21 protein-coding genes and 3 pseudogenes are annotated in these 22773 nt (G+C 58.5%); 13 read left to right on the top strand and 11 right to left on the bottom strand.

Annotation, left to right across the window (positions count from 1 at the left end; genetic code table 11):
- Window positions 1-38: 38 nt before the first annotated feature.
- Entirely contained in the window at window positions 39-1184 is a 1146-nt protein-coding gene (locus FMN63_RS03270) for a helix-turn-helix domain-containing protein (protein ID WP_148582525.1), read from the bottom strand.
- 29 nt (window positions 1185-1213) lie between these two features.
- Between FMN63_RS03270 and FMN63_RS03265 the strand changes: the two genes are divergently transcribed.
- The 5 genes from FMN63_RS03265 to FMN63_RS03245 all read left to right on the top strand — a co-directional run bounded on the left by FMN63_RS03265 (window position 1214) and on the right by FMN63_RS03245 (window position 5841).
- Window positions 1214-1576, top strand: coding sequence for a helix-turn-helix domain-containing protein (locus FMN63_RS03265; RefSeq protein ID WP_148582524.1), 363 nt, complete (start codon window positions 1214-1216; stop codon window positions 1574-1576).
- Window positions 1577-1656: 80 nt separating this feature from the next.
- Complete coding sequence (locus tag FMN63_RS03260) at window positions 1657-3156, top strand: DUF1254 domain-containing protein (RefSeq protein ID WP_148582523.1); 1500 nt, start codon at window positions 1657-1659, stop codon at window positions 3154-3156.
- Between the two features lie 95 nt (window positions 3157-3251).
- A complete protein-coding gene (locus FMN63_RS03255) occupies window positions 3252-4832 on the top strand; it encodes a DUF1254 domain-containing protein (RefSeq protein WP_209000918.1) in 1581 nt (526 codons plus the stop codon).
- 192 nt (window positions 4833-5024) lie between these two features.
- Complete coding sequence (locus FMN63_RS03250) at window positions 5025-5570, top strand: hypothetical protein (RefSeq protein ID WP_148582521.1); 546 nt, start codon at window positions 5025-5027, stop codon at window positions 5568-5570.
- Between the two features lie 118 nt (window positions 5571-5688).
- Window positions 5689-5841 carry a hypothetical protein gene (locus tag FMN63_RS03245; protein WP_209000916.1) on the top strand — a complete coding sequence of 51 codons (153 nt, stop codon included), beginning with the start codon at window positions 5689-5691 and terminating at the stop codon, window positions 5839-5841.
- Between the two features lie 69 nt (window positions 5842-5910).
- On the opposite strand, the gene FMN63_RS29720 is transcribed toward FMN63_RS03245, so the two are convergent.
- The 7 genes and pseudogenes from FMN63_RS29720 to FMN63_RS03210 all read right to left on the bottom strand — a co-directional run bounded on the left by FMN63_RS29720 (window position 5911) and on the right by FMN63_RS03210 (window position 10910).
- On the bottom strand, window positions 5911-6174 hold the full coding sequence (locus tag FMN63_RS29720; protein ID WP_209000915.1) for a hypothetical protein: 264 nt from the start codon (window positions 6172-6174) through the stop codon (window positions 5911-5913).
- Window positions 6175-6328: 154 nt separating this feature from the next.
- A complete protein-coding gene (locus tag FMN63_RS03235; RefSeq protein ID WP_148582519.1) occupies window positions 6329-6571 on the bottom strand; it encodes a type II toxin-antitoxin system Phd/YefM family antitoxin in 243 nt (80 codons plus the stop codon).
- A gap of 426 nt (window positions 6572-6997) precedes the next feature.
- Window positions 6998-7750 carry an IS6 family transposase gene (locus tag FMN63_RS03230; protein WP_148582518.1) on the bottom strand — a complete coding sequence of 251 codons (753 nt, stop codon included), beginning with the start codon at window positions 7748-7750 and terminating at the stop codon, window positions 6998-7000.
- Between the two features lie 84 nt (window positions 7751-7834).
- Window positions 7835-8021 (bottom strand): annotated as a pseudogene (locus tag FMN63_RS03225) (hypothetical protein); the annotation flags it as partial.
- A gap of 915 nt (window positions 8022-8936) precedes the next feature.
- Window positions 8937-9690, bottom strand: a pseudogene (locus FMN63_RS03220) (IS6 family transposase).
- Between the two features lie 119 nt (window positions 9691-9809).
- Window positions 9810-9935: pseudogene (locus tag FMN63_RS03215) on the bottom strand (IS6 family transposase); the annotation flags it as partial.
- A gap of 21 nt (window positions 9936-9956) precedes the next feature.
- A complete protein-coding gene (locus tag FMN63_RS03210) occupies window positions 9957-10910 on the bottom strand; it encodes a LysR family transcriptional regulator (RefSeq protein ID WP_205513839.1) in 954 nt (317 codons plus the stop codon).
- A gap of 93 nt (window positions 10911-11003) precedes the next feature.
- On the opposite strand from FMN63_RS03210, the gene FMN63_RS03205 reads away from it, so the two are divergent.
- The 8 genes from FMN63_RS03205 to rpe all read left to right on the top strand — a co-directional run bounded on the left by FMN63_RS03205 (window position 11004) and on the right by rpe (window position 19671).
- Window positions 11004-12011: a class 1 fructose-bisphosphatase gene (locus FMN63_RS03205; protein ID WP_148582516.1), complete on the top strand. Its 1008-nt coding sequence runs from the start codon at window positions 11004-11006 to the stop codon at window positions 12009-12011.
- Window positions 12012-12054: 43 nt separating this feature from the next.
- Window positions 12055-12927 carry a phosphoribulokinase gene (locus FMN63_RS03200; protein ID WP_148582515.1) on the top strand — a complete coding sequence of 291 codons (873 nt, stop codon included), beginning with the start codon at window positions 12055-12057 and terminating at the stop codon, window positions 12925-12927.
- A gap of 11 nt (window positions 12928-12938) precedes the next feature.
- The gene (gene tkt / locus FMN63_RS03195) at window positions 12939-14927 is read left to right on the top strand and encodes a transketolase (protein WP_148582514.1); all 1989 of its coding nucleotides are present in this window, start codon (window positions 12939-12941) and stop codon (window positions 14925-14927) included.
- A 16-nt stretch (window positions 14928-14943) separates the two neighbouring features.
- The gene (gene fba / locus FMN63_RS03190) at window positions 14944-16023 is read left to right on the top strand and encodes a class II fructose-bisphosphate aldolase (RefSeq protein WP_148582513.1); all 1080 of its coding nucleotides are present in this window, start codon (window positions 14944-14946) and stop codon (window positions 16021-16023) included.
- Between the two features lie 23 nt (window positions 16024-16046).
- Window positions 16047-17513 (top strand): form I ribulose bisphosphate carboxylase large subunit, encoded by a 1467-nt coding sequence (locus FMN63_RS03185; protein WP_148582512.1) that lies wholly within the window; start codon window positions 16047-16049, stop codon window positions 17511-17513.
- A gap of 12 nt (window positions 17514-17525) precedes the next feature.
- Window positions 17526-17915, top strand: coding sequence for a ribulose bisphosphate carboxylase small subunit (locus FMN63_RS03180; protein ID WP_148582511.1), 390 nt, complete (start codon window positions 17526-17528; stop codon window positions 17913-17915).
- A 71-nt stretch (window positions 17916-17986) separates the two neighbouring features.
- A complete protein-coding gene (gene cbbX / locus FMN63_RS03175; protein WP_162529972.1) occupies window positions 17987-18934 on the top strand; it encodes a CbbX protein in 948 nt (315 codons plus the stop codon).
- Between the two features lie 35 nt (window positions 18935-18969).
- Window positions 18970-19671: a ribulose-phosphate 3-epimerase gene (gene rpe / locus FMN63_RS03170; RefSeq protein ID WP_148582510.1), complete on the top strand. Its 702-nt coding sequence runs from the start codon at window positions 18970-18972 to the stop codon at window positions 19669-19671.
- 312 nt (window positions 19672-19983) lie between these two features.
- On the opposite strand, the gene FMN63_RS03165 is transcribed toward rpe, so the two are convergent.
- Genes FMN63_RS03165 through FMN63_RS03155 form a run of 3 tightly spaced genes read right to left on the bottom strand, consistent with a single transcriptional unit; the run spans window position 19984 to window position 22773 of the window.
- The gene (locus FMN63_RS03165) at window positions 19984-20640 is read right to left on the bottom strand and encodes a TetR/AcrR family transcriptional regulator (protein WP_148582509.1); all 657 of its coding nucleotides are present in this window, start codon (window positions 20638-20640) and stop codon (window positions 19984-19986) included.
- A gap of 58 nt (window positions 20641-20698) precedes the next feature.
- Window positions 20699-21877 carry a M24 family metallopeptidase gene (locus FMN63_RS03160; protein ID WP_148582508.1) on the bottom strand — a complete coding sequence of 393 codons (1179 nt, stop codon included), beginning with the start codon at window positions 21875-21877 and terminating at the stop codon, window positions 20699-20701.
- A gap of 32 nt (window positions 21878-21909) precedes the next feature.
- Window positions 21910-22773 carry an ABC transporter permease gene (locus tag FMN63_RS03155; RefSeq protein WP_148582507.1) on the bottom strand — a complete coding sequence of 288 codons (864 nt, stop codon included), beginning with the start codon at window positions 22771-22773 and terminating at the stop codon, window positions 21910-21912.

Below are 22773 nucleotides of genomic sequence, written 5' to 3'. Positions count from 1 at the left end.
GGAGACTCTGTTCGGCATACGCCAACAGAACAGAATGATCAGATCGCTGCAGAACCCATCACGAAGTTTTGGTTACGGTAGTCTGTTGGTGTGATGCCGGTGAAACGGCGGAAGGCACGTGTAAAGTGTTGAGGGCTCTCGTAGCCGGCCATCATTGCAACATCAATGACCTTCAGCGTGGGATTTTCGAGGTTCTGGCGAGCAAGCTCAAAGCGTGCCTCCTGAAGCAAACCCGAATAGGAACTTCCGCAAAGCTTGAGCCGTCGCTGAAGTGTTCTTTTGCTTATCCCCGCCATTTCGGCGATGAAGGCGACATTGGTGCTTCGATCGGCAAGATACGGCTGAACCATCTTTCGAAGAAGGGTGACAAACTCCCAGTCCTCCGATTGACCGATTTGGTCACTATCCAAAGGGACCGGACCTGGCGTTTGCGGAGCCGGCCGGTGCGTTGCCTGGGCGTTCGTAGCCAGCACGCTCGTCGAGAGTGCGAGACACGCACGCTCAACCACAATGGAAGCAAAGGCCTGGCCAACTAGTATGCGCGTGTCGGGAAATGCGACGTGTACGGCATCGGGAAGACGATTCGTGGAAGTGAAGCACAACTCACTTGGATACCAAGTTGGGCCAACGACGCTGCGCATCACCGAGATGATCGCCTGGAGATTCAACCATTCCGCAAAACACACGTGAGGGTGGCGCTCCATTCCCCTCATGTTGCAGGTCACGCGAACTTCGTCGGCCTCCTGGCGGATGCTCATTTCAAGGGCACTGTCCTCGTAACGCGACAAGGCGCTCAAGGCCTCCAGACGTTTAAGGCCGGTTTGCGCCGTCATGATGGCGGCCTGCTGGGTCGGAGGCAAAGATGACAGCGAGGCTGCCTGCGCGCCAATCAGCCCAAGTTCCATGGCTGGAAGGTCGCGTCCGGTCCGCGCGACCCATTCCATGGCAATAGGTAGGCTGACGTAGAGATCCGGTGTCTCTTCAATGTATTTTGGCAATCTGGACTGTGCGAGCTCGCGATCTATCGGAGCGCCCATGTCACGCAGTACGGAAATGTAGGTGTTCAGATGCGTCGCCCGGACGAGCGCAAGCCTGGTTTCCAACTGAAATCCCCCTGGTGTGACCGCCCGAATATTGGCGCGTATTGGTCGGAGTTCGTTTTCCCGATCGGCCAATGTGACCATCCACCATCCTTCAACCTAGGGTAACATGGATGCCCAGCCGCACAAAGGGTTCCGAACAGGAACTTGCAAGAATCCGGTCGGTGATCGCCGGACTTGTTCTGGCCGGCACAATATCGCTTGAAGCCGCGGCAGAACGTCTTGCGACCAGTCCGCGAACTCTTCAGCGCAGATTGAGCAACCATGGCATGACCTTCTGGGAACTCGTGGAAGACAACCGGTTCAAGATCACCAGTGCCTTGCTGCGCGAGACCGACCTGAAGGTTCAGGAGATTGCCGCAAGGCTTGGCTACTGCACGCCAAGCACCTTTGCCCGGGCGTTTGCCAGGTGGACCGGCCAGTCTCCCAATGCCTACAGGAAAGCTCAAACAGATCGGCTATCCGACGCGAAATAATGGCGCGAAATGGGCAGAAGCAGTGACTGACCTAAGGTAATCTTCGAAAGCGGTCCAGACCTGTCCGAGGAGGAAGACGAATGATACGCCTGTCTGCTATGAGCGCCATTGCGTTCGCCCTAGCCGTTGGCCCTGCGGTGGGGCAGGTTTCAACCGTCGAACTCGACGCGATCTCCATCCCCGACAAGGTTGAAACCTCCATCGGGACGCTCGAGTTTTTCGATGGCGTCCCCAAGGATACGACAATCGCCGCGGTCTATGACAACCTCGACCGCATGCGCGGCATGGAGGTTTTTCTGGACAATGTCGGTGCGGTGTCGATGTACAGCGTGCGTACCGGCCTGGCCGACGCCGGATCGAAGGGCGCGAATAAGATTGCAATCTTCGAACAGTTGCTGAATTCGCAGACCCTCGTGGTCACCGCCAACACCTCGACGCTTTATGCCTATACCTACACGGATCTCGCCACTGACGGCCCGACCGTGATCGAGGTCCCACCCGCCATGCTCGGCTTTCTCGACGACGCCTGGCAGCGCTTTGTCGGCAATATGGGCGTCACCGGGCCAGACAAGGGCAAGGGCGGCAAGTATCTGGTGGTGCCCCCAGGTTATACTGGCGACATTCCGGACGGCTATTATCTGCTGAAGCCTTCGACGAACCGCAACTTCATGTTCCTGCGCGGCTCGATAAAGAATGGCCTCAAGCCGGCCGTGGAAAACATCACCTCCAAGCTGAAGGTCTACCCGCTCAAGGATGCGGAAAACCCTGCAGCAACCGAGTTCGTCAACATGTCGAACAAGCCTTTCAACACGGTTTTCCCGAGTGATTTTAGCTATTTCGAGAACCTCAACGAGGTCATCCAGGAAGAGCCCATCGACGCCATCAGCCCAGAAGTTCGCGGCGCCATTGCCTCGATCGGCATCATCAAGGGCAAGCCCTTCGCGCCAGACGACCGCATGAAGAAACTGCTCACCGAGGCGGCGACGCTCGGCGATGCGACGTCGCGGGTCATCACCTACCATCCGCGTATCGAGGGCGTGAGGATTTACCCCGACGATCCCAAGAGCGTCTGGTCAACCGCCTTCGCCAACAAGAATACCAGCTTCGAGGCCGACGGCATCATGGGGCTCGACGCGCGGGTGCTCTATTACTTCAACGCAGGCGGGGTGACCCCGGCCATGGCCGCGACGCGTGCGGGTGAGGGATCGGATTATGGCCTGGCGGTTCTCGATTCCAACCAGCAGCCCTTCGACGGTTCGAAGACCTACAGGCTGCATCTGCCGAAGGACGTGCCAGTCAACGATTTCTGGGCTGTGACCCTCTACGACACTCAGACCCGTTCTCAGCTCCAGACCGGCCAGCCTTTCCCGACCATCGGCAGCCAGACCGACGGCATGACCAGGAACGACGACGGCTCCTATGACCTCTATTTCGCCCCCGAGGCGCCTGCGGGCAAGGAAGGCAACTGGCTGCAGACCGTTCCGGGCAAGAGCTGGTTCACGATCCTGCGCATGTATGGCCCGCTGGAGCCGTGGATCAACAAGACGTGGCGGCCGGGTGAAATTGAACCAGTGAAGTAGGGTCTCGAGCCAAGTCTCCACAGGACCCCACACAAAGTCATTGTCAAGAAAGGAATATTTTCATGCACCGTCTCTCCATAAGTTGCGGACTGGTTATGGTCCTGTCACTGGCCAGTGCTTCCCATGCCGAAGTGACAGAACAGGTCGTCCAGTCTCTCGGCGCGCCCGACAAGATCGAGACGTCGATCGGTACACTGAACTTCAAGGACGGCGCACCGAGTGCGGAAACCGCGCAGACGGTCTTCGATGCACTGGACTTCACTCGTGCGCTCAACGTCTACAACAACAGCTTCCGCGGTGCCTCGGCGCTTGGCTTTCACAAGGGTTTCAAGAGCATCGGCGCCGACTACAACGATGTCATCATCACGCCCGAACTGTTAGACTCCGCCTCGCTTTTCCTCACAGGCAACGCAGACACGGTCTATTACCTCTCGGTCATTGATCTTTCGAAGGGGCCGATGGTAATCGAGCAACCCTCAGACGGCGTGGGCACCATCAACGACATGTGGTTCTCCTGGATCATCGATGTTGGCGGGCCCGGGCCAGATCGCGGCCTGGGCGGCAAATACCTGATCGTAGGCCCGGGTTATGACGGCCCGCTGCCCGAAGGCGGTTACTTCGTTGCCCACTCCAAGACGAACCGCATTCTCTACGCATCGCGCGCCTATCTGGTCGACAGCGACCCCAAGCCAGCAGTCGAAAACGTCAAGGCGAACATGAAGATCTATCCCTATGCCGAAGGCGCATACGGGACCAGCATTGCCCAGGCGCTGACCGGTGCGGTCCGCCTTGGGGCGGATGCCAGGATACCCGAGACAACCTTCGTCGAGGCGAGCAACCTCTCATTCAACACCATCCCGCCCAGCGATTTCGGTTTCTACGAATGGATCAACGAAAACGTCCAGGCCGAGCCCGCAACCAGCTACGATGTGGAACTTGCAGGACAGCTTGCCGCGATTGGTATCGTCAAGGGCAAGGAGTTCACGCCGGATGACCGGATGAAGAAAATCCTCACCGATGCGGCCGCTGTCGGGCAGGCCGCCGGGCGAGTGCTGAACTGGCGCCCCTACGGCGCGCATCCGGATTGGGCGTACTACCCGGGTTCTATGTGGGGCAACATGCTCTGGGAAGGCGGCGCCTTCTTCGAGACACCTCCGCCCGCATTTGAGGACGGCATGTTCAAGCCGCTTCCGCCTACCGGCGCCCGCACGCTGGATTCGCGCACGGCCTTCTACTACGGCTACACGCTCGACAGCCCCGGCATGATCATGAATATCCCCGGCGTCGGGTCGCAGTATCTGATGGGCTTCGTGGATGCGAACGGAGACACCTACGACGGCGCGAAGACCTACAAGGTGACGCTGCCAAAGGACATACCGGCGAAGGCTTTCTGGTCCTTCACGGTCTATGACAATCAGACACGGTCGATGCTACAGACACCGCAGAAATATCCGCGCGCAGGGTCGCAGAACTATCCCTCGCCGGCGGCAACATCAGCCGAGGACGGTTCCACCACTGTCTGGTTCAGCCCCGAGCAGCCCGATGGTGTGGACCGCGGCAACTGGATCCAGACCAATCCGGAGAAGGGCTGGTTCACCATCCTGCGTCTCTACAGCCCGCTACCATCCTTCTTCGACAAGACCTGGCGGCCGAGCGAGATGGAGGAGGTTCAATAGGAATGTCTGGAGTGATCGTGTAAGCCAGCGCCAGACTGTCCGGGCCATCCCGGAGGCAGCTTTGCAAGCCGGAGTATAGCGCTTGGGAAGCCCGGTCGTCTCAATCTGACTTGACCGCCACTAGAATTTTGTCCTTGAGCCACTTTCGCGTATCGGAAATGGCTACATTGTCAAACTGTTGGGAGACTTCAGATGAATACACAGGAACTTGCAGTAAACAGACGGACACTGGTAACGAGCCTGGCCGGAACCGCTGTAATTGCGGCGGCAGGCTCCTATTCGGCAGCACATGCCGCTGAAGACAATGCCGACTTCCTTTTTGTCCAGACTTCGAAAAGCATGGCATTCGATCCGGCAGCAATGACACTGACGCTCAAGGATGTCAGCCCGACGACGCTGTTCTTTTCCGATAGACCGGAGCGGATCGCCGGCAACATGACCACCGCTGCATTCCTTCCGTTCTGGAGCGAAGGCACAGATAGCTTCCTCACGGATCCGCCGAATGCCGATATTTCGGTTCTTGAAGACGGCGCGCTTCGACAATCGGTGGTGGTCCTGATGGATCCTCGTCTAGATGGAAATGATCTGGTCTATGCGGTGAAAACGATCGAGAGCGAGTTGCCTGCGACCGGGGAAAACGTATCCGTCTTTATTGATATCATCGGCATGCCGATGACGCCGCTTTCCTATGCCGGCGCCCGGCGCCGCGTCTATCGCCGGGCATATATGTACCGATAAATACGAACCGGAATGCGATATCGGCTCGACTAGTCCTGGAAGCCAGGCGAGATCGAACTCATAGAGTAAGACAACGTTTTCTCGTCTGGACCACTGAAGCAATAGATCTGGTGACGACATGTTGACACGCGTTTTGATTGCGACCGCAATTCTTGTTGGCTCATCAGCTTCCGGCTCCGCCGAAGATGCCGATCTGGCCAAAAGGCTTTCCAACCCCGTTGCGGCACTGATCAGCGTGCCGTTGCAATGGAATTACAATGACATGTTATAACATAACCAATAATAGTTATTATGGAATTTATTTTGACCGAGTGGTCAACTGCCTCTTCAGTGAACCATCCTATCTACGGAAGATGCGAACCGATTTACGAGCCTTGATCGCCCTTATCAGCTCTGCCTGGACCTGCTTGGTAAACTTGATACTGAATGCGCCGATCCGGCCGCCCGGTTCGAAGTAATAAGAGCGCTCGGGCATGTCAGAGTTAAATTCATCGCAGATCACCCAAAGCCTCAAACGTTCATCGAGCCCAGCTCGCCTTTTCTCGATTTGCGGCACTTCAACGAAATGGGATTCTGCAACCGGTTCCTTGGTGGTGATCGGCATCAGGATGACTTCTGTCAGTTTGTCTTGCTTTCGGTTGACGAGCGTCAGAGCACAGGGCCTGGCCTTCCGTCCCTCGGTTTCGCCGTGGTCGGCTTGCCAGGTCCAAAGATAGGGATACTCCCAAATGTCTCCGACTTTTGGATGGCTTTGCCGATCAGTCATTCTTTAGGCTGTCTTCCAAAGCGGAAAGCAGATCGCCGGCATCGGCGTCGGACAGATCCGACACATGGACAGCCTTTCTGGTATCCCCCTTGTGCTGCAGGCGTTCGAATTCCTCAGCTGAAAGCATCACGAAGCGGGATTTGCCGTGCCGTTGAATGGCGACGGGTTCCTGTGCGGCGGCGGCAAGAACATCTCCGGTCTTGTTGGCCAGTTCGGTTGCGCTGAAAGCACGCATGGCAGACTCCAAGTGGGTTTTGATGAAATCACTATATTAGCTAAAATGGGTACATTCAACATTTTCAAAGCCAAATAGCTGTGTTTCCAACCATATCTCGCGGTTAAAGAATTGGCCCGAATGGCGCGGACAATGGAAAGGCGGGTCACTTGCTCAGCTTGGGCTTAGCCGACATTCACGCGCTGACAGGGTGCTGCTGCGCAGACCACTGAAGCCACCATTCATTGCATGTGCGAAGACAGGTGACTGCCAAATGTCGGCACAGCGGGACGAAGCGGCCGTTGGTGTGCCCTCACAAAGTTCCAATCAGGGCAGCGCCTGCGAGCATCGCGCCGGTCAAAATGTTGGCGAGGAATAGACGGAAGTTGACTGGGCTTGTCGCAACTTTCGCCGACGGGCAGCTTTCTCATGTTTTGGGAGCGACTTTCAGGTTTCGTTAACTTTTTCAATTCCGAAGATCATCGCAAGCAGATCGTCCTGTTCGCAGACGCTCCATTGGCCGGTCAAGCCGAAGCCCTTCCTGAGCCACAGCATGGCTTCAAAACCGGCGATGGATTTTCTGGCTGAGTTGAACGAGCGGAACCCGCCGACCTTCGGCATGTTCTTCTTCACCCTGAAATGATCGCTCTCGATACCCTGTTGCAAATGCTTGGTCACATAGTGCACCGGATCCGGAGCAAGCAGGCCGCCGTCAACCGCATCCCCGATAGCCGGAGGAAAAGTGCCGGCACCATCTGTGCCGATTTTGCCCGGTGAAAGCAGCGGGGCATCCTTCAATATTTTTCGAAAGAACCGCTTGGCCGCATGCAGATCTCGCTTTGCCGTGAGCAGGAAATCGACCGGATTTCCATGCTTGTCGATGGCCCGATACAGGTAGCGCCATCGGCCCTTGATGCGCACATAGGTTTCATCGATACGGACCGAGCCACAATGCGGTTTGCGGAAACGCCGCAACCGTTTTTCCATAACAGGAGCGTAGGCCAGGACCCAACGGTTGATGGTGCTGTGGTCCACCTCAAAGCCGCGTTCTATGAACATTTCCTCCAGGTCCCGATAGCTCAGCGGATACCGCAAGTACCAGGAGACCGCCTGGATGATCAGCCATGCCTCGAACTGTCTGCCTTTGAAGTCATCCTTCGACTGGCATTTCAGTTTTTCAACCATGGCAGACAGAATCATGACGCGGAACTCCAAACTCAGGAGCGCTCTTTCAACAGCCAAATCTCAAGGCGTGGTTAACGCGAAAATCTTTGCGACACGCCCCAAAATCTCGGCGCAATGCCGTCTGGCCGTTCGCCCACCGAAATCGTAACCGGACAGTTCAACGGCATAGACGCCGAGCTGCTCGGCCAGATAGTCGGCCGCATCACGTGGAATTGGTGAAATCAATGTCGGCAAAACTTAGGCTCCATTGGCCGACAAAATCCGAACTCGAAATACCCGTACTCATCACCACGCTCCTCAAAATGGAGTGCAATGTCACGAACAGCTGCTTCTCAGGTTAATCCGGCAGGTCATGTTCCCACAACGTTCTTCGAGTTGGCCAAAATCGCAGCGTCGGGCCGACTGGGCCAATGCGGCAGAAACGTTGAGCACTTGTGCGAATAAGCCAGAGATTCGAATGTGTTCCGCAGGGACACAGCGCGAAACTCTCGTTCAGGAAGTGGTACCACTTCCTCTATCTTGCCCTCATTCTCTTACGTTCGTTAAACCGCATAAATACGCAATAAAAGGCGTTATTGGTCTTTGCTGTATTTAGTTGGAACTTGTCATCCGGTACGGGAAAATAATAGTTTTTAGGAGAAACCACCCTCAAAGTGACAAAAAAACACCTTTCAATGTGTGCGGCGGAAAACGAAGAGTCATTAAATATATGACTTTATTATATTTTTCGGCCATATCAGCCATTAAAAGGCTGTAAACGGGGATAACAGTAGAAAAGTCGCATAAATACTAGAAACGCGAACACCCAAGACACCCGACGTTAGGATATTGACAAACAAACGAATCTTGGATCGTGATCTTGGCGCGAGCTCAGCAAGAGTCGCCGCGCCGCAATTCGAAAACCGGACACGAACCTTTGGTTGAATCGACGGCGGGGAAAGAGAGGGTTTCGGAGCGCCACTTTTAGTCCGGCCAACGACGATAGTCAGCGATCACTGCCGGGTGTCCGGTGATTGTTCATCGTGTCACGGTCGAGCGACAAACTTTCAAGCTGTTTGCTGTGGCACCCGCAACCGTGATGTTAACACGGTCTTGAGATTTGGTTTGCCGTGTTCGCCCTGAAAAGCGGAGGCCGCGTTCCCTCCTGCTCTGTTGCAAACTTTGCGTCCCGACAGATTTCGGCCTATTCCGGCAATCCAGTTCAAGCTTCAGCATCTTGAAGATGGTTTTGAGCATGGTCATCGCTTCAGCCAGAGCACAGGGACCGATGCCGAACGCTCGTTCGACAATGCGAGCCTCGCCGAGAATGTCATTTGTGAAGTTGAAGATGCCGGCCTGCCCCTTGCGCAGAGCACGCATCACTTCAAATCCTTTGATGGTCGCATAGGCAGACTTCAAGGTTTTGAACCCGCGCACTGGCCGGATCAGCTGTTTCAGCTTGCCGTGATCGGCCTCAACGACGTTGTTCAGATATTTGACCTGGCGATGCTCAGTGTTCTGTGGGCATTTGCCCTCCGCCTTCAGCTCGGAAATGGCCACGCCATAGGTGGGAGCCTTATCGGTATTGATCGCATAGGGCTTTTCCCAGTCTTTCAGCCCCCTTAAGGCTTTGCCCAGGAACCGCTTCGCCGCCCTGGTGTTGCGGGTGGCCGAGAGATAGAAATCGATGGTGTTGCCGAACTTGTCCACGGCTCGGTAGAGATAGGTACATTTTCCGCGGACTTTGATGTAGGTTTCATCGACCCGCCAACTCCCCGAAACCGGCCGGCGCCATTGCCAGCGCAACCGTTTTTCCATTTCTGGCGCATAGGTCTGCACCCACCGGTAGATGGTGGCATGATCAACCCGCATACCGCGCTCGGCCATCATCTGTTCAAGATCCCGGAACGGCAATACCAACGAACCGCCCACAATACGACTTCGCCTGTGAAATGACGGCCCTTGAATGCATTCATGAAATCAACAACCTGCTCTGCAAAAGCAGCTTCTCACAACAAGGACAAAAATTTGCAACAGAGCCTTAACCACGCCTTGAGATTTGACTGTTGAAAGGGCGCTCCAGAAATTGGAGTTCCAGGAACATTTCTTCCAAGTCCCGATGGCTCAGCGGGTAACGCAAGTACCAGGACACTGCCTGGATGATCAGCCAAGCCTCGAACTGTCAGCCTTTGAAGTCAACTTTCGAACCGCGATTCCGCATGTCATCGCTGTCCGCCCGGACTTATATTGGTGCTGACAGGAGGCCGGTGATCTCTTGTTCCGCCAGCAGGTTTTCCCCGTTGCTACGGATATAGTCCAGAACCTTTTGCATTGCAGGATCCAGCGTCAGGTCGGCGCGGTGCAGGACGAACCAGTGCCGTACGATCGGCAGCAGTTCGGCGCGAATAATAGCAAGACGGTTCGATTTCAGTTCCTCGATCACGGTATGCGCGGAAATCAGGGCGATGCCGAGACCGGCAATCACGGCTTGCTTGATCGACTCGTTCGATTCCATTTCCGTGAAAGTGAAGGCCTGGCCTTCACCCAGCTGATCCAGAAAACGCATTGACAGGATGCGGGTCCCCGAACCGGGCTCCCGCATGATGAAGTTCTCGTTGACGATGTCTGAACTTTCGGCCGTGCCGCCTTGTGCCAGGGGATGGGCGGGGTGGGCAATCAACACATGGGGATGGTCGCCGATATTGTAGGCGGTTACCTCGGGTCGACGCGGTGGACGTCCCATGATCGCAATGTCGATTTTGCCGGAATCAAGATCGGAAATGGTACGGTCTCGGTTGCCAACTTGCAGCACCACTTCAATGTCCGGATAGTCCCTTTTCAGCTGGGCTACGATTGATGGTGCGAGATATTTGCCCGTACTAACCACTCCCAGGACCACGCGTCCGGCCAGGCCCTTCTTCATTGCATCGATACTGCCGATTGCCCTGTTCAGGGCTGACAATGAGGTTTCATACGCGTCCAGCAACGCCCGGCCCGCCGTTGTCGCCTCGAAACTGCCGGCCCGGGTGCGGTTGAGAAGAGCGCAGCCGAAATTCTCTTCCAGCACCTTGAGTTGGGTGTGGACGGCAGGTGGCGTCAGGCCCAGCAAGTCAGCAGAATGACTGATGCTGCCTGTTCTGACGACGGTGCTCAGAGCTCGCAACTGTTTGAAAGTGATGGCGTTAAGACGTGTCATTTAATTATTCTAAAACAAGGTTCTGAATTTTTAAATTTAGTTTATTTTCAAAACCCTGAATATCAAGGCCATCCACGAGGACGGGAGGCCTTGATGATCGACAATCGCCTAGCAGAAAAATGCGACCATCTTCCGGCTGAATGCCAGGCCCTGGTCGACGCTCTCTGCCGCGTGGCCATTACGCTGTCGCGAAAGATCGCAAGGGGACCGCTGGAGGAGGCGTTCGCAGCCGAAGTCGGCCGGAACACCGGAGGCGACTCCCAGAAAGCGCTCGATATCGAAGCCGATCTCGCGTTCGCTGACGCGGTGACCGGTTGCGGCGTGCGCTGGTATGCTTCCGAGGAACAGGAAAGTGTCCTGGAGATCGATCCGAACGGCTGGCTGGCGCTCGCGATCGATCCGCTCGATGGTTCCTCGAACATTGACGTCAACGTATCTATCGGCACCATATTTTCCGTGTTCGATGCCAAAGCGGATCGCGAAGCGTCTTTCCTGCGGCCGGCCCGGGAACAGATTGCGGCCGGGTATTTCATCTATGGCCCGCAGACCGCGCTTATCCTGACCTTCGGCGCAGGCGTGCTGCACTATGTGCTGGACCCCACCGATCTGCAGTTCAAGCTGATCAATGACCACCTGGTCATTCCCGAAAACGCCAGGGAATTCGCCATCAACGCGTCGAACTACCGCCATTGGTCCAGGCCGGTACGGGCCTATATCGACGATTGCCTGGCAGGCGACGAAGGCCCCCGGTCGAAAAACTTCAACATGCGCTGGGTGGCCTCGCTGGTGGCTGAAACTCACCGGATCCTGAGCCGGGGAGGCATCTTCCTGTATCCGGCGGACAGCCGGCCCGGCTACGAAAAAGGGCGTCTCAGGATCGTCTATGAATGTGCGCCTATTGCTTTCCTGGTTGAACAGGCCCGCGGCAAGGCGACCACCGGCACCGACCGCGTACTCGACCAGACCGCTCAAACCCTACACCAGCGTACGGGGTTTGTTTTCGGATCGGCCGACAAGGTTGACCGGGTTACCGCCTATCATGACCTGCCCGACCAGGAAGTCTCTGCCTTGTTCGGCACCCGTGGCCTGTTTCGTGGCTGAGACCTGTGCCCGCGTTGGCACGACAAGGATCTGAGGTATTATCATGTCCAAGAAACATCCGATTATCTCGGTGACTGGCTCCTCGGGTTCGGGCACTACGACGGTCAAGAGCACCTTCGATCAGATATTCCGTCGGGAGGGCATCAGCACCGTTTCGATCGAGGGGGATGCCTTTCACCGTTACGACCGGGCAGAGATGAAACGGGAGCTTGATGTCCGCAAGAGCGCCGGCGACGAGACCTTCAGCCATTTCAGCTATGACGCAAACGAACTGGAAAAGCTTGCAGAGGTCTTCCGCACCTATGCCGAAACCGGCCAGGGCGAAACCCGCCATTATATCCATGACGAGGAAGAAGCCGAACGTTATGGCGCTGAACCTGGAACCTTCACCGGCTGGGCGCCTTTTGAGGAAGGCTCGGACCTGCTGTTCTACGAAGGGCTCCATGGCGCCGTCGTAAATGACAGCGTCAACCTGTCAGCGCTCGCGGATCTTAAGATCGGCGTCGTCCCGGTGATCAATCTGGAGTGGATCCAGAAGATCCACCGCGACAAGGCCCGGCGGGGCTATTCGACCGAGGCCGTGACGGACACGATCCTTCGGCGCATGCATGCCTATGTGCACTGTATCTGCCCGCAATTCACCGAAACCGACATCAATTTCCAGCGGGTTCCGGTGGTGGACACGTCAAACCCGTTTATCGCGCGCTGGATTCCGACCGCGGACGAGAGCCTCGTGGTCATCCGCTTCAAGAACCCGCGCGGCATCGATTTCGCCTATCTGCGGACCATGATCCACGACAGCTGGATGACCCGCGCCAATTCCATCGTCATTCCCGGCGGCAAGATGGATCTGGCGATGCAGCTGATCTTCACCCCGATGATCCTCCGCCTCGTCAACGAATCCAGACGCGCCTAAAGGAGAGCCCAATGAACATTCAGGTCACCATGCAAGCAACGGAATCCGCGATGGCCAACGCCATTCGCGCCCTTGCGATGGATGCGGTCCAGGCGGCAAAGTCCGGGCATCCCGGCGCGCCGATGGGCCTTGCTGATGTTGCCGCGGTGCTCTTCAACCGCTTCATCAAGATCGATCCGTCAGATCCCGACTGGCCAGACCGTGACCGCTTCGTGCTGAGCGCGGGTCACGCTTCGATGCTGCTCTACGCAATCCACCACCTGCTCGGCTATGACGACATGGACGCGGAGCAGCTTCGCCGCTTCCGCCAACTCGGCTCACGCACGGCGGGTCATCCCGAGTACGGCCATGCCAAGGGCATCGAGACGACCACGGGACCGCTCGGCCAGGGCATCGCCACCGCAGTGGGGATGGCATTGGCAGAACGCATGCTGAATGCCCGTTTCGACAACAATCTTGTCAACCACTACACCTATGTTCTTGCCGGTGACGGCTGCCTGATGGAAGGCATCAGCCACGAGGCGATCGACCTCGCCGGCCACCTCGGCCTTGGACGCCTGATCGTCTTCTGGGACGACAACCGGATCACCATCGACGGTGCCACGGACCTGTCGACATCAATGGATCAAATGAAACGGTTTGATGCCGCCGGCTGGCAGGTGCAGGCTATCGACGGTCATGACATGGATGCGATCGCCGACGCCATAGCCAATGCTTGCGAAGAAACAGGCAAGCCGTCGCTGATCGCCTGCAACACGGTCATCGGCAAGGGCGCCCCCAACAAGGCGGGCAGCCACAAGGTTCATGGCGAGCCCCTCGGAGACGAGGAGATTGCGGCGACCCGGAAGGCGCTGGATTGGCCGCATGCTGCTTTCGAGGTTCCGCAACCGGTTCGAGATGCCTGGTTGGCTGTTTCGCGGCGCGGCCGCATTGCGAACGAGGCCTGGAAACGACGAAAGGCAGCACACCCCCGGGTGGCAGAGTTCGACGCAAGTTTCGCCGAACCGGACGCAGATACCCTCGGTAAGGCGATCAGCGATCACAAGCGACAGCTCAGCGTGGACGCGCCGAAGATCGCAACGCGCAAGGCTTCGGAATTGGCCCTTGAGGTGGTCAATTCCGTGCTGCCGAACACGATCGGCGGCTCGGCCGACCTGACCGGGTCGAACAATACCCGGACGAGTGGCATGCGAGCAGTCTCCCGGACAAATTTCGGCGGCAACTATCTCCACTACGGCATTCGTGAACACGGCATGGCAGCGGCCATGAACGGCATCACGCTTCACGGCGGGTTCCGCACCTATGGTGGCACGTTCCTGGCTTTTGCCGATTATTGCCGGCCGTCAATCCGTCTTTCAGCCCTGATGGGCGTGCCGGTGACCTACGTCATGACCCATGACAGCATCGGCCTTGGTGAGGACGGCCCGACCCATCAGCCGGTCGAGACGCTTGCCTCCCTGAGAGCCATGCCGAACCTGACCGTCATCCGCCCTGCCGACGCCGTGGAGACCGCCGAAGCCTGGGAAATTGCCGCGACCGCGAAGAAGACGCCAACGGTGTTGTGCCTGTCCCGGCAGGGACTGCCGACGGTCCGCAAGGATCACACAGGCGAAAACAGGACCCGCCGCGGCGCCTATTTGCTGAAGGAACCGTGCGGTGCTCGTCATTTGACGCTGATCGCCACCGGGTCAGAGGTCGAGATCGCGCTTGCTGCCGCAGACCTTCTGGCGATCAACGGCATCAAGGCCGCCGTTGTCTCTGCCCCCTCTTTCGAACTCTTTACCTGTCAGGATCAGGCGTATTGCGACGCAGTGCTCGGCACAGCGCCACGCGTGGGTGTGGAGGCGGCTGTCCGTCAGGGCTGGGACGTCCTGATCGGTTCCGGCGGCGCATTTGTCGGCATGACCGGCTTCGGCGCATCGGCCCCGGCTTCCGACCTCTACGACCATTTCGGCATCACCCCGGTCGCCGTCGCCACCGCTGCAAAAGCACTTCTGTAACCTCGAGGAGATCTCCATGGCGCTTATCACTCTCCGACAGCTCCTGGACCACGCCGCCGAGCACGGCTACGGCGTCCCGGCGTTCAACATCAACAATATGGAACAGGGACTGGCGATCCTGCGCGCGGCTTCAAGCTGCGATGCGCCAGTCATCCTGCAGGCAAGCCGAGGTGCGCGCTCCTATGCTGGCGACATCATGCTTCGCAACATGGTTGCCGCGCTCGCCGAGATGCATCCAGGCATTCCGATTGTCATGCATCAGGACCACGGCAACAATGAAGCCACCTGCCTTTCGGCGATACGCCACGGCTTCACTTCGGTGATGATGGACGGCTCGCTGGAGGAGGACATGAAGACGCCGGCGAGCTACGATTACAATGTCGAGATCACCCGCAAGGTGACACGCGCCGCCCATGCGGTCGGTGCATCGGTGGAAGGCGAACTCGGCGTTCTGGGCTCCCTGGAAACCGGCGAGGCCGGCGAGGAGGACGGCTCGGGCGCTTCGGGCAAGCTCGACCATCACCAGCTCCTGACGGATCCGGACCAAGCGGCAGATTTTGTACAGGCGACCAGATGCGATGCGCTCGCCATCGCCTGCGGCACCAGCCACGGGGCCTACAAGTTCAGCCGCAAGCCCGATGGCGAGATCCTGTCGATGAAGACCATCGAGGCAATCCACCGGAAACTGCCCTCGACTCATCTCGTCATGCACGGCTCGAGTTCGGTTCCGCAATATCTGCAGGATCTCATCAACGAAAATGGTGGCGATATGCCCCAGACCTATGGTGTGCCGGTGGAAGAGATCGAGCGTGGCATCAGGATGGGCGTGCGCAAGGTCAACATCGACACCGATTGCCGCATGGCAATGACGGGTCAGTTCCGCAGGGTCGCGAAGGAGAAGCTGGCCGAATTCGACCCGCGCAAATTCATGATCCCCGCGATGACCGAACTCGAAACGCTCTGCCGCGACCGGTTCGAACGGTTCGGCACCGCCGGACAGGCTTGCAGGATCAGGCCGGTGTCGCTCGACGACATGGCCGAGCGCTACAGGTCGGGGGCTCTCGACCCGCAGACCGTGACTTCCCGGGCCGCATAACCCGCCAACCAAGGAGACGGACCATGAACCAGATCAGCACGCCCAAGGAAATCAAGGGCAAGGAACGCTACAAGGCCGGTGTCCTGAAATATGCTCAGATGGGCTATTGGGACGGCGACTATGTGCCCAAGGACACCGACATTCTGGCCCTCTTCCGCATCACGCCACAGGATGGCGTCGATCCGATCGAGGCCGCGGCCGCCGTTGCCGGCGAAAGCTCCACGGCAACCTGGACAGTCGTCTGGACCGATCGGCTGACTGCCTGCGACAGCTACCGCGCCAAGGCTTACCGGGTCGAGCCGGTGCCGAACCAGGAAGGACAGTATTTTGCCTACGTCGCCTATGACCTGATCCTGTTCGAGGAAGGTTCGATCGCGAACCTCACCGCTTCAATCATCGGAAACGTGTTCTCGTTCAAGCCTCTCAGGGCCGCGCGCCTTGAGGACATGCGCCTGCCGGTTGCCTATGTCAAAACCTTTGCCGGACCACCGACCGGTCTGATCGTCGAGCGCGAGCGCCTCGACAAGTTCGGCAAGCCGCTCTTGGGCGCAACCACCAAACCGAAACTCGGCCTTTCGGGCAAGAACTACGGCCGTGTTGTCTACGAAGGCCTCAAGGGTGGTCTCGACTTCATGAAGGACGACGAGAACATCAACTCCCAGCCCTTCATGCATTGGCGTGACCGCTTCCTTTACTGCATGGAGGCCGTCAACAAGGCGAGCGCCGAGACCGGTGAGATCAAGGGGCACTATCTCAACATAACCGCCGGAACGATGGAGGAAATGTACAGGCGCGCCGAATTCGCCAAGGAACTCGGCTCCGTGGTCGTCATGGTGGACCTGATCGTCGGCTGGACAGCGATTCAATCCATAAGCAACTGGTGCCGCGACAACAACATGATCCTGCACATGCACCGCGCGGGCCATGGCACCTACACGCGGCAGAAGAACCACGGCATCTCATTCCGCGTCATCGCCAAATGGCTGCGTCTTGCAGGCGTCGATCATCTGCATTGCGGCACCGCTGTCGGCAAGCTCGAGGGAGACCCGCTGACCGTCCAGGGCTACTACAATGTCTGCCGAGAAACGCACAATGAGGTCGATCTGCCGCGTGGCAACTTCTTCGAGCAGGACTGGGCCGATCTGAAAAAGGTCATGCCCGTTGCTTCGGGCGGCATCCATGCCGGCCAGATGCACCAGTTGCTGGATCTGTTCGGCGACGATGTCGTGCTGCAGTTCGGCGGGGGCACTATCGGTCACCCGATGGGCATCCAGGCGGGAGCGACCGCCAACCGTGTGGCGCTGGAGGCCATGGTGCTCGCGCGCAACGAAGGCCGAGACATCAGGAACGAGGGTCCGCAGATCCTGCGTGAGGCCGCCAGATGGTGCAAACCGCTGGAAGCGGCCCTCGATACCTGGGGCAACATCACCTTCAACTACACCTCGACCGACACGTCGGACTTCGTCCCGACCGCCTCGGTTGCAATGTGAGGAGAACGACTCATGCGCATCACTCAAGGATGTTTTTCGTTTCTGCCCGATCTAACCGATGCCCAGATCAGCGCCCAGATCGAATACTGCCTGCAGCAAGATTGGGCGATCGGTGTGGAGTTCACCAACGACCCGCATCCGCGCAACACCTATTGGGATATGTGGGGCAACCCCATGTTCGACCTGCGGGACGCCAAGGGCGTGATGATGGAACTGGAAGACTGCCGCAAGGCTCATCCGGACGCCTATATCCGCATCAATGCCTTCGACGACGTGCGCGGCATCGAGTCGGTCAAGATGTCCTTCATCGTCAACCGTCCGGCAGCAGAGCCGAAGATCCATATGCAGCGCATCGACTTCATCGACCGCGCCCAGAAATACAGCTGGGACGTGCGCTACTGAACCTCGACCGGCCCACCTTCGCACGCTGCAGGACAGCGTGCGGCTCTTCCGCAAATGCAGGAGCGTGCGCAATGACCACCGAGATGATCGATGCAACTGAAAAGGCTCCGCCGACCACGATCGATCTGGCCACCGAGTATGAATCGTCCGGGGTTGCCGATGTCCTCAGGGAACTGGACGAGCACCTGATCGGCCTTGCACCGGTCAAGCAGCGCATCCGCGAGACCGCGGCTTTGCTCCTGGTCGACCGTGCCCGGCGCGAAATGGGACTTACCCAGGAGACCCCTACCTTGCACATGTCCTTCACCGGCAATCCGGGAACAGGTAAGACCACGGTCGCGCTGATGATGGCAGGCCTGTTGCATCGCCTCGGCTATGTGCGCAAGGGCCATCTCGTATCCGTGACACGCGACGATCTGGTCGGTCAGTACATCGGCCATACGGCGCCCAAGACAAAAGAGGTGCTGAAGAAGGCCATGGGTGGCGTCCTCTTCATCGACGAGGCCTATTACCTTTACAAGCCCGACAACGAGCGCGACTACGGCCAGGAAGCGATCGAAATCCTGTTGCAGGTGATGGAGAACAACCGCGACGACCTGGTCGTCATCATGGCTGGCTACGCCAACAAGATGGACCAGTTCTTTTCAGCCAATCCCGGCTTCCGTTCCCGCATCGCCCATCACATCGATTTTCCTGACTACGCGGAGGAGGAATTGCTGCGCATCGCCAAGTCCATGCTGGCGGCGCAGAACTATTTTCTCGATGACGCCGCCGAGCGGGCTTTGGCCGACTATATCGGCCTCCGCCGGCAGCAGCCGCACTTCGCCAATGCCCGCTCGGTGCGCAATGCCCTCGACCGGGCGCGCCTGCGCCAGGCCAACCGTCTCTTCAGCGAAGCCAAAGGCCCGCTGGATGCCGATGCCCTGTCGATGATCTGCGAACCGGACATTCGGGCAAGCCGTGTCTTCAGGGGCGGCCTCGATACCGACCTTGCCGCCCGGCCGCAAGCGGCGGTGTAGCCGGACCACTTAAGCAAACCTCAGAGGACAGACAGATGACCTTCGAACCTTCCGTCAAGATTGCCCCCTCGATCCTCTCCGCCGACTTCGCCGATTTCGGCGCCGAAATCCGGGCAATCGAGCAACAGGGCTGCGATTGGGTACATGTCGACGTGATGGACGGTCATTTCGTGCCGAACCTGACCTTCGGCCCGCAACTCTGCAAGGCGATCCGGCCCCACATAACAACGGTGATGGACGTCCACCTGATGATCGCGCCTGCCGACCCCTATATCGAGTCTTTCGCAGAGGCGGGGGCGGACATCATCACCGCGCATCTGGAAGCCGGCCCCCACCCCCACCGGACGCTCCAGGCCATCCGTGCGACGGGGAAAAAGGCCGGGCTCGCCCTCAATCCGGGAACACCGGTAGAGGCGGCCGCTCCCCTCCTGGACCTTTGTGACCTGATCTTGGTCATGACAGTGAACCCCGGTTTCGGCGGCCAGAAATTCATTGAAACGCAGGTTGACCAGATCCGCCGACTGAAGGCACTCGTCGGTGACCGGCCGATCCTGATCGAGGTCGACGGAGGCATCGACCCGGCAACCGCGCCTCTGGTGTCGGATGCCGGGGCGAGTGTGTTGGTCGCGGGTTCCGCCGTGTTCCGGGGCGGCTCCGTACAGGTTCCATCCGTTTACGGCGACAATATCCGCACCCTTCGCGAAGCGGCGGCAGAGGCAAGCAGAAAGGCGGCATGATCGAGCCGAGAATTCCCATCTTCCATTTGGAAAGCGGGAACAAACGCGCCAGGGCTTATCGGTCGATCAGGTCACTGCAGCACTTTGTGTCGATGTTTTCCTCTGAGCGGAACCTCTTCGTCCCATCACACGCCATCCACTCTGCAGCACAAATTCGAGATTATCGACTTTGGGCCATGGCCGCGTGGAAAGCCGTGGGTGAACGACACGTCTGAAAAAAGCCGACGCGGCTTCCCGCGTCTATACTTCAAACAATGTGACAGCTCGCCATGCAGGCCGACCAAACCTGGTTGTCAATGTCGACGTCGCATCTCAGACGCGGTCCAGAACCTCGGGACTGTAGCCCGGCATCACGTCAGCGCGGCTTCCGAGGAATTCAAGCCAGGCGTCGAGCAGGCGCTCCCGCTCTTCTTCCGACGCATCGAAACTGCCGTGGATTGCGATACCACGCAGCATACACAGGTTTAAATGCAGGAAGGTCAGGACCTGCGGGTCCTCCGCCTCATCTTCACGCCCCAGCAACTGCAGGGAGAGGAAGTCGCGCACGGAGCGCCACCGGGCAAGGACGCTGCGCAGATTGGCAGCAAGATCCCCGTCCATCCGGGCCGCCATCATCAACTCGAGCGCTGCCACATAGTTTTGCGAGGAAAAGACCACACGCCACAGGTGCCGGGTGTAGGCTTCGAAGCTTATTGGCTGTCCTTCGGGCAGTGAGGCGATATGTGTGCGCCGCTCCGCTTCCCAGGCTTCCAACAGATGTTCGAATGCAGCCGACAGGATGTCGACGCGGGTGGGAAACTGGTGCGTGAGAGCACCGCGCGAAACACCGGCACGGGCGCAGATTTCCTGCGTTGTGGTCTTCTCATAGCCGACTTCAGCGAGGGCACTCAAGGTGGCCTCGCACAGCTTCAAACGCATGGCTGCGGATTTTTCCGCCTGTGTCCGGCGAGGTGGCTTCCTGCCTGTCATTCCGTACTCCGGTAAGGGGCGGGCGCACCTCGAGGGAGCGCGTCCGCCCGATGTCGTGTCAGAGGATCGTCTGGACCCCGATGTCCTTCGAAGTCTTGGTCAGCACCTCCGGGGTATCGGCGACAACAACCGTGTCATCCAACCGGAATCCTCCTAGGCCCCAGATATAGATGCCGGGCTCTGCTGAGTACACTTCGTTCTTCATCAGAAGACGGGTGTTGAAAGCGGTGTCGGCCGGATACTCGTGACCGCGCATGCCCACACCGTGGCCGGTCCGGTGCATGATGTTTTCGCCAAAGCCGCGGGCCTCGATCACCTCGCGGGCGGCATTGTCGATACCACATACGGTTTGGCCGGGTCGCATCGCTTCGATGGCCGCTATCTGGGCCTGGAGGGCGGCGTCATAAGCCTCTTCCTGCGCCTTCGACGGACGGCCGCAGAAGAGCGTGCGCTCGTTCTCGATGGTGCAGCCATTGAGACGCGGTATGATGATATTCACCAGTCCGTCACCTTCCTGGATCGTTGCACCGGTTTGTGCGCCGTTGCCGTGCGGGGAGGAGGAATGCTCGCCGCGCAGGGTGTAGATGCGCCACTCACAGTTCTGGCCCGGGAAACGGCGAGCGGCCTCGACCACGGCCTGGCGCTGCATCTCCACGTCCAGCTCTTGAATCAAGCGGCCGGGCCGGATGTTCTCGCGATAGCGGTCCTGAAGCCAGTCGGAGATGGAGGCGGCTTCGCGCATCAGCGCAATTTCCTCGTCGGTCTTCACCAGACGCAGATCGCGGAGGTCCTGAACCATGGGTACGGCCTTGCCGCCGCCCAGCGAGGCGATGATCGCGGTCATGTGGGCGGAGGCGCCATCGTGGCCAAACGTAGCACCATGCAGCCCACGCGCACGCAACCGGTCGGCCACATGGTCGTGAAAACCGGTCAAGAGCCGTACGCCCTCGCGCTGATGCTCGTAGTAGAACTCCACGTCGGCGAGCCATGCGCTGCCGCGCTCACGGGCGAAGCGGAAGTGGTGTGTCGAAAGAGAGTGCAGGACGGCAAAGATCTCGCCCTCAGCGGGAACGACCACCGCGACGGGGCGTTCCCACACCTGAACGTCGACAATCCAGTTGGTATAGAACTCGGAGTCTGCGCCAAACAGAACCACGGCGTCGAGCCCTTTGCGGGCCATTACGGCGCGAAGCGCCGATATCCGGTGTTCGAAGACGTCAGAGGACAGGAAACCCATTTCGGGGAGCCTTTCTTTTTTGGATTGGAAAGCTAGACGGTTTTGCCGCGCACGACGCGCGTCACCACCAGGGTCGCCAGAACGGTCGTCGCCATGAGAATGAAGGCGAGGGCGGAGCCGAACGGCCAGTTCGAGATCACCGAGATCTGCTCGTAAAGCGCTGGAGCCATCATCTTGTAGCCCGGCCCACCAAGCAGATATGGCGTCGCATAGGCGTTCATGCAGAGGATGAAGATGAGCGCGAAGCCGGCGGTCACGCCAGGCATGACGAGGGGGAGAAAGACGAGGCGAAAGGCCTGGAATCGGCTCGCACCGAGATTGAGAGCGGCGTCCACAACCGAGAAATCGACGTTCTCGATCACGCTCTGCAAGCTGAGCACCATGAAGGGCATGACGACTGAAAGCGTGCCGATGATCACGGCCCAGTCGGTGTACATGATTTCAAGCGGGCTCTCTATGAGGCCGAGCTTTATCAGCGTCACGTTCAGAATGCCCTGCGATCCGAAAAGCGCAATCCATCCGGCGGCGCGTACAACGTTGCCAACCAGCAGCGGAAACACCACGAGGACGACCAGAAGGCTCTTGTAGCGGCTTTTTGTGCGGGCGAGGAAATAAGCTAACGGGAAGCCCAGCAGAAGGGCGCCAAAGCTTGCGCCAAATGCCACCGCGAGGGTCGTGAGAATGACCTCGTGGTAGTAGGGTTCGGCGAAGAAACGCGCGTAGTTCTCCAGGGTGAAGGTCTCGCGCATCAGCATGATGGGGTCGTAGGCGTTGAAGCTGTAGCGTAACAGCGTCAGCATAGGCGCGACCAGCGCCACGACCACCAGCAGCGTCGCGGGGAGGAGCAGCGCGGACGCCGCCCCTCCACGCTTCAGATCTGTTGCGGACAGAGCCAT

The organism is Stappia sp. BW2 (assembly GCF_008107695.1).
GTDB lineage: Bacteria > Pseudomonadota > Alphaproteobacteria > Rhizobiales > Stappiaceae > Roseibium.
Note: the sequence above shows the minus strand (reverse complement) of the source record. Positions and strands in the feature narration are given on the sequence as shown.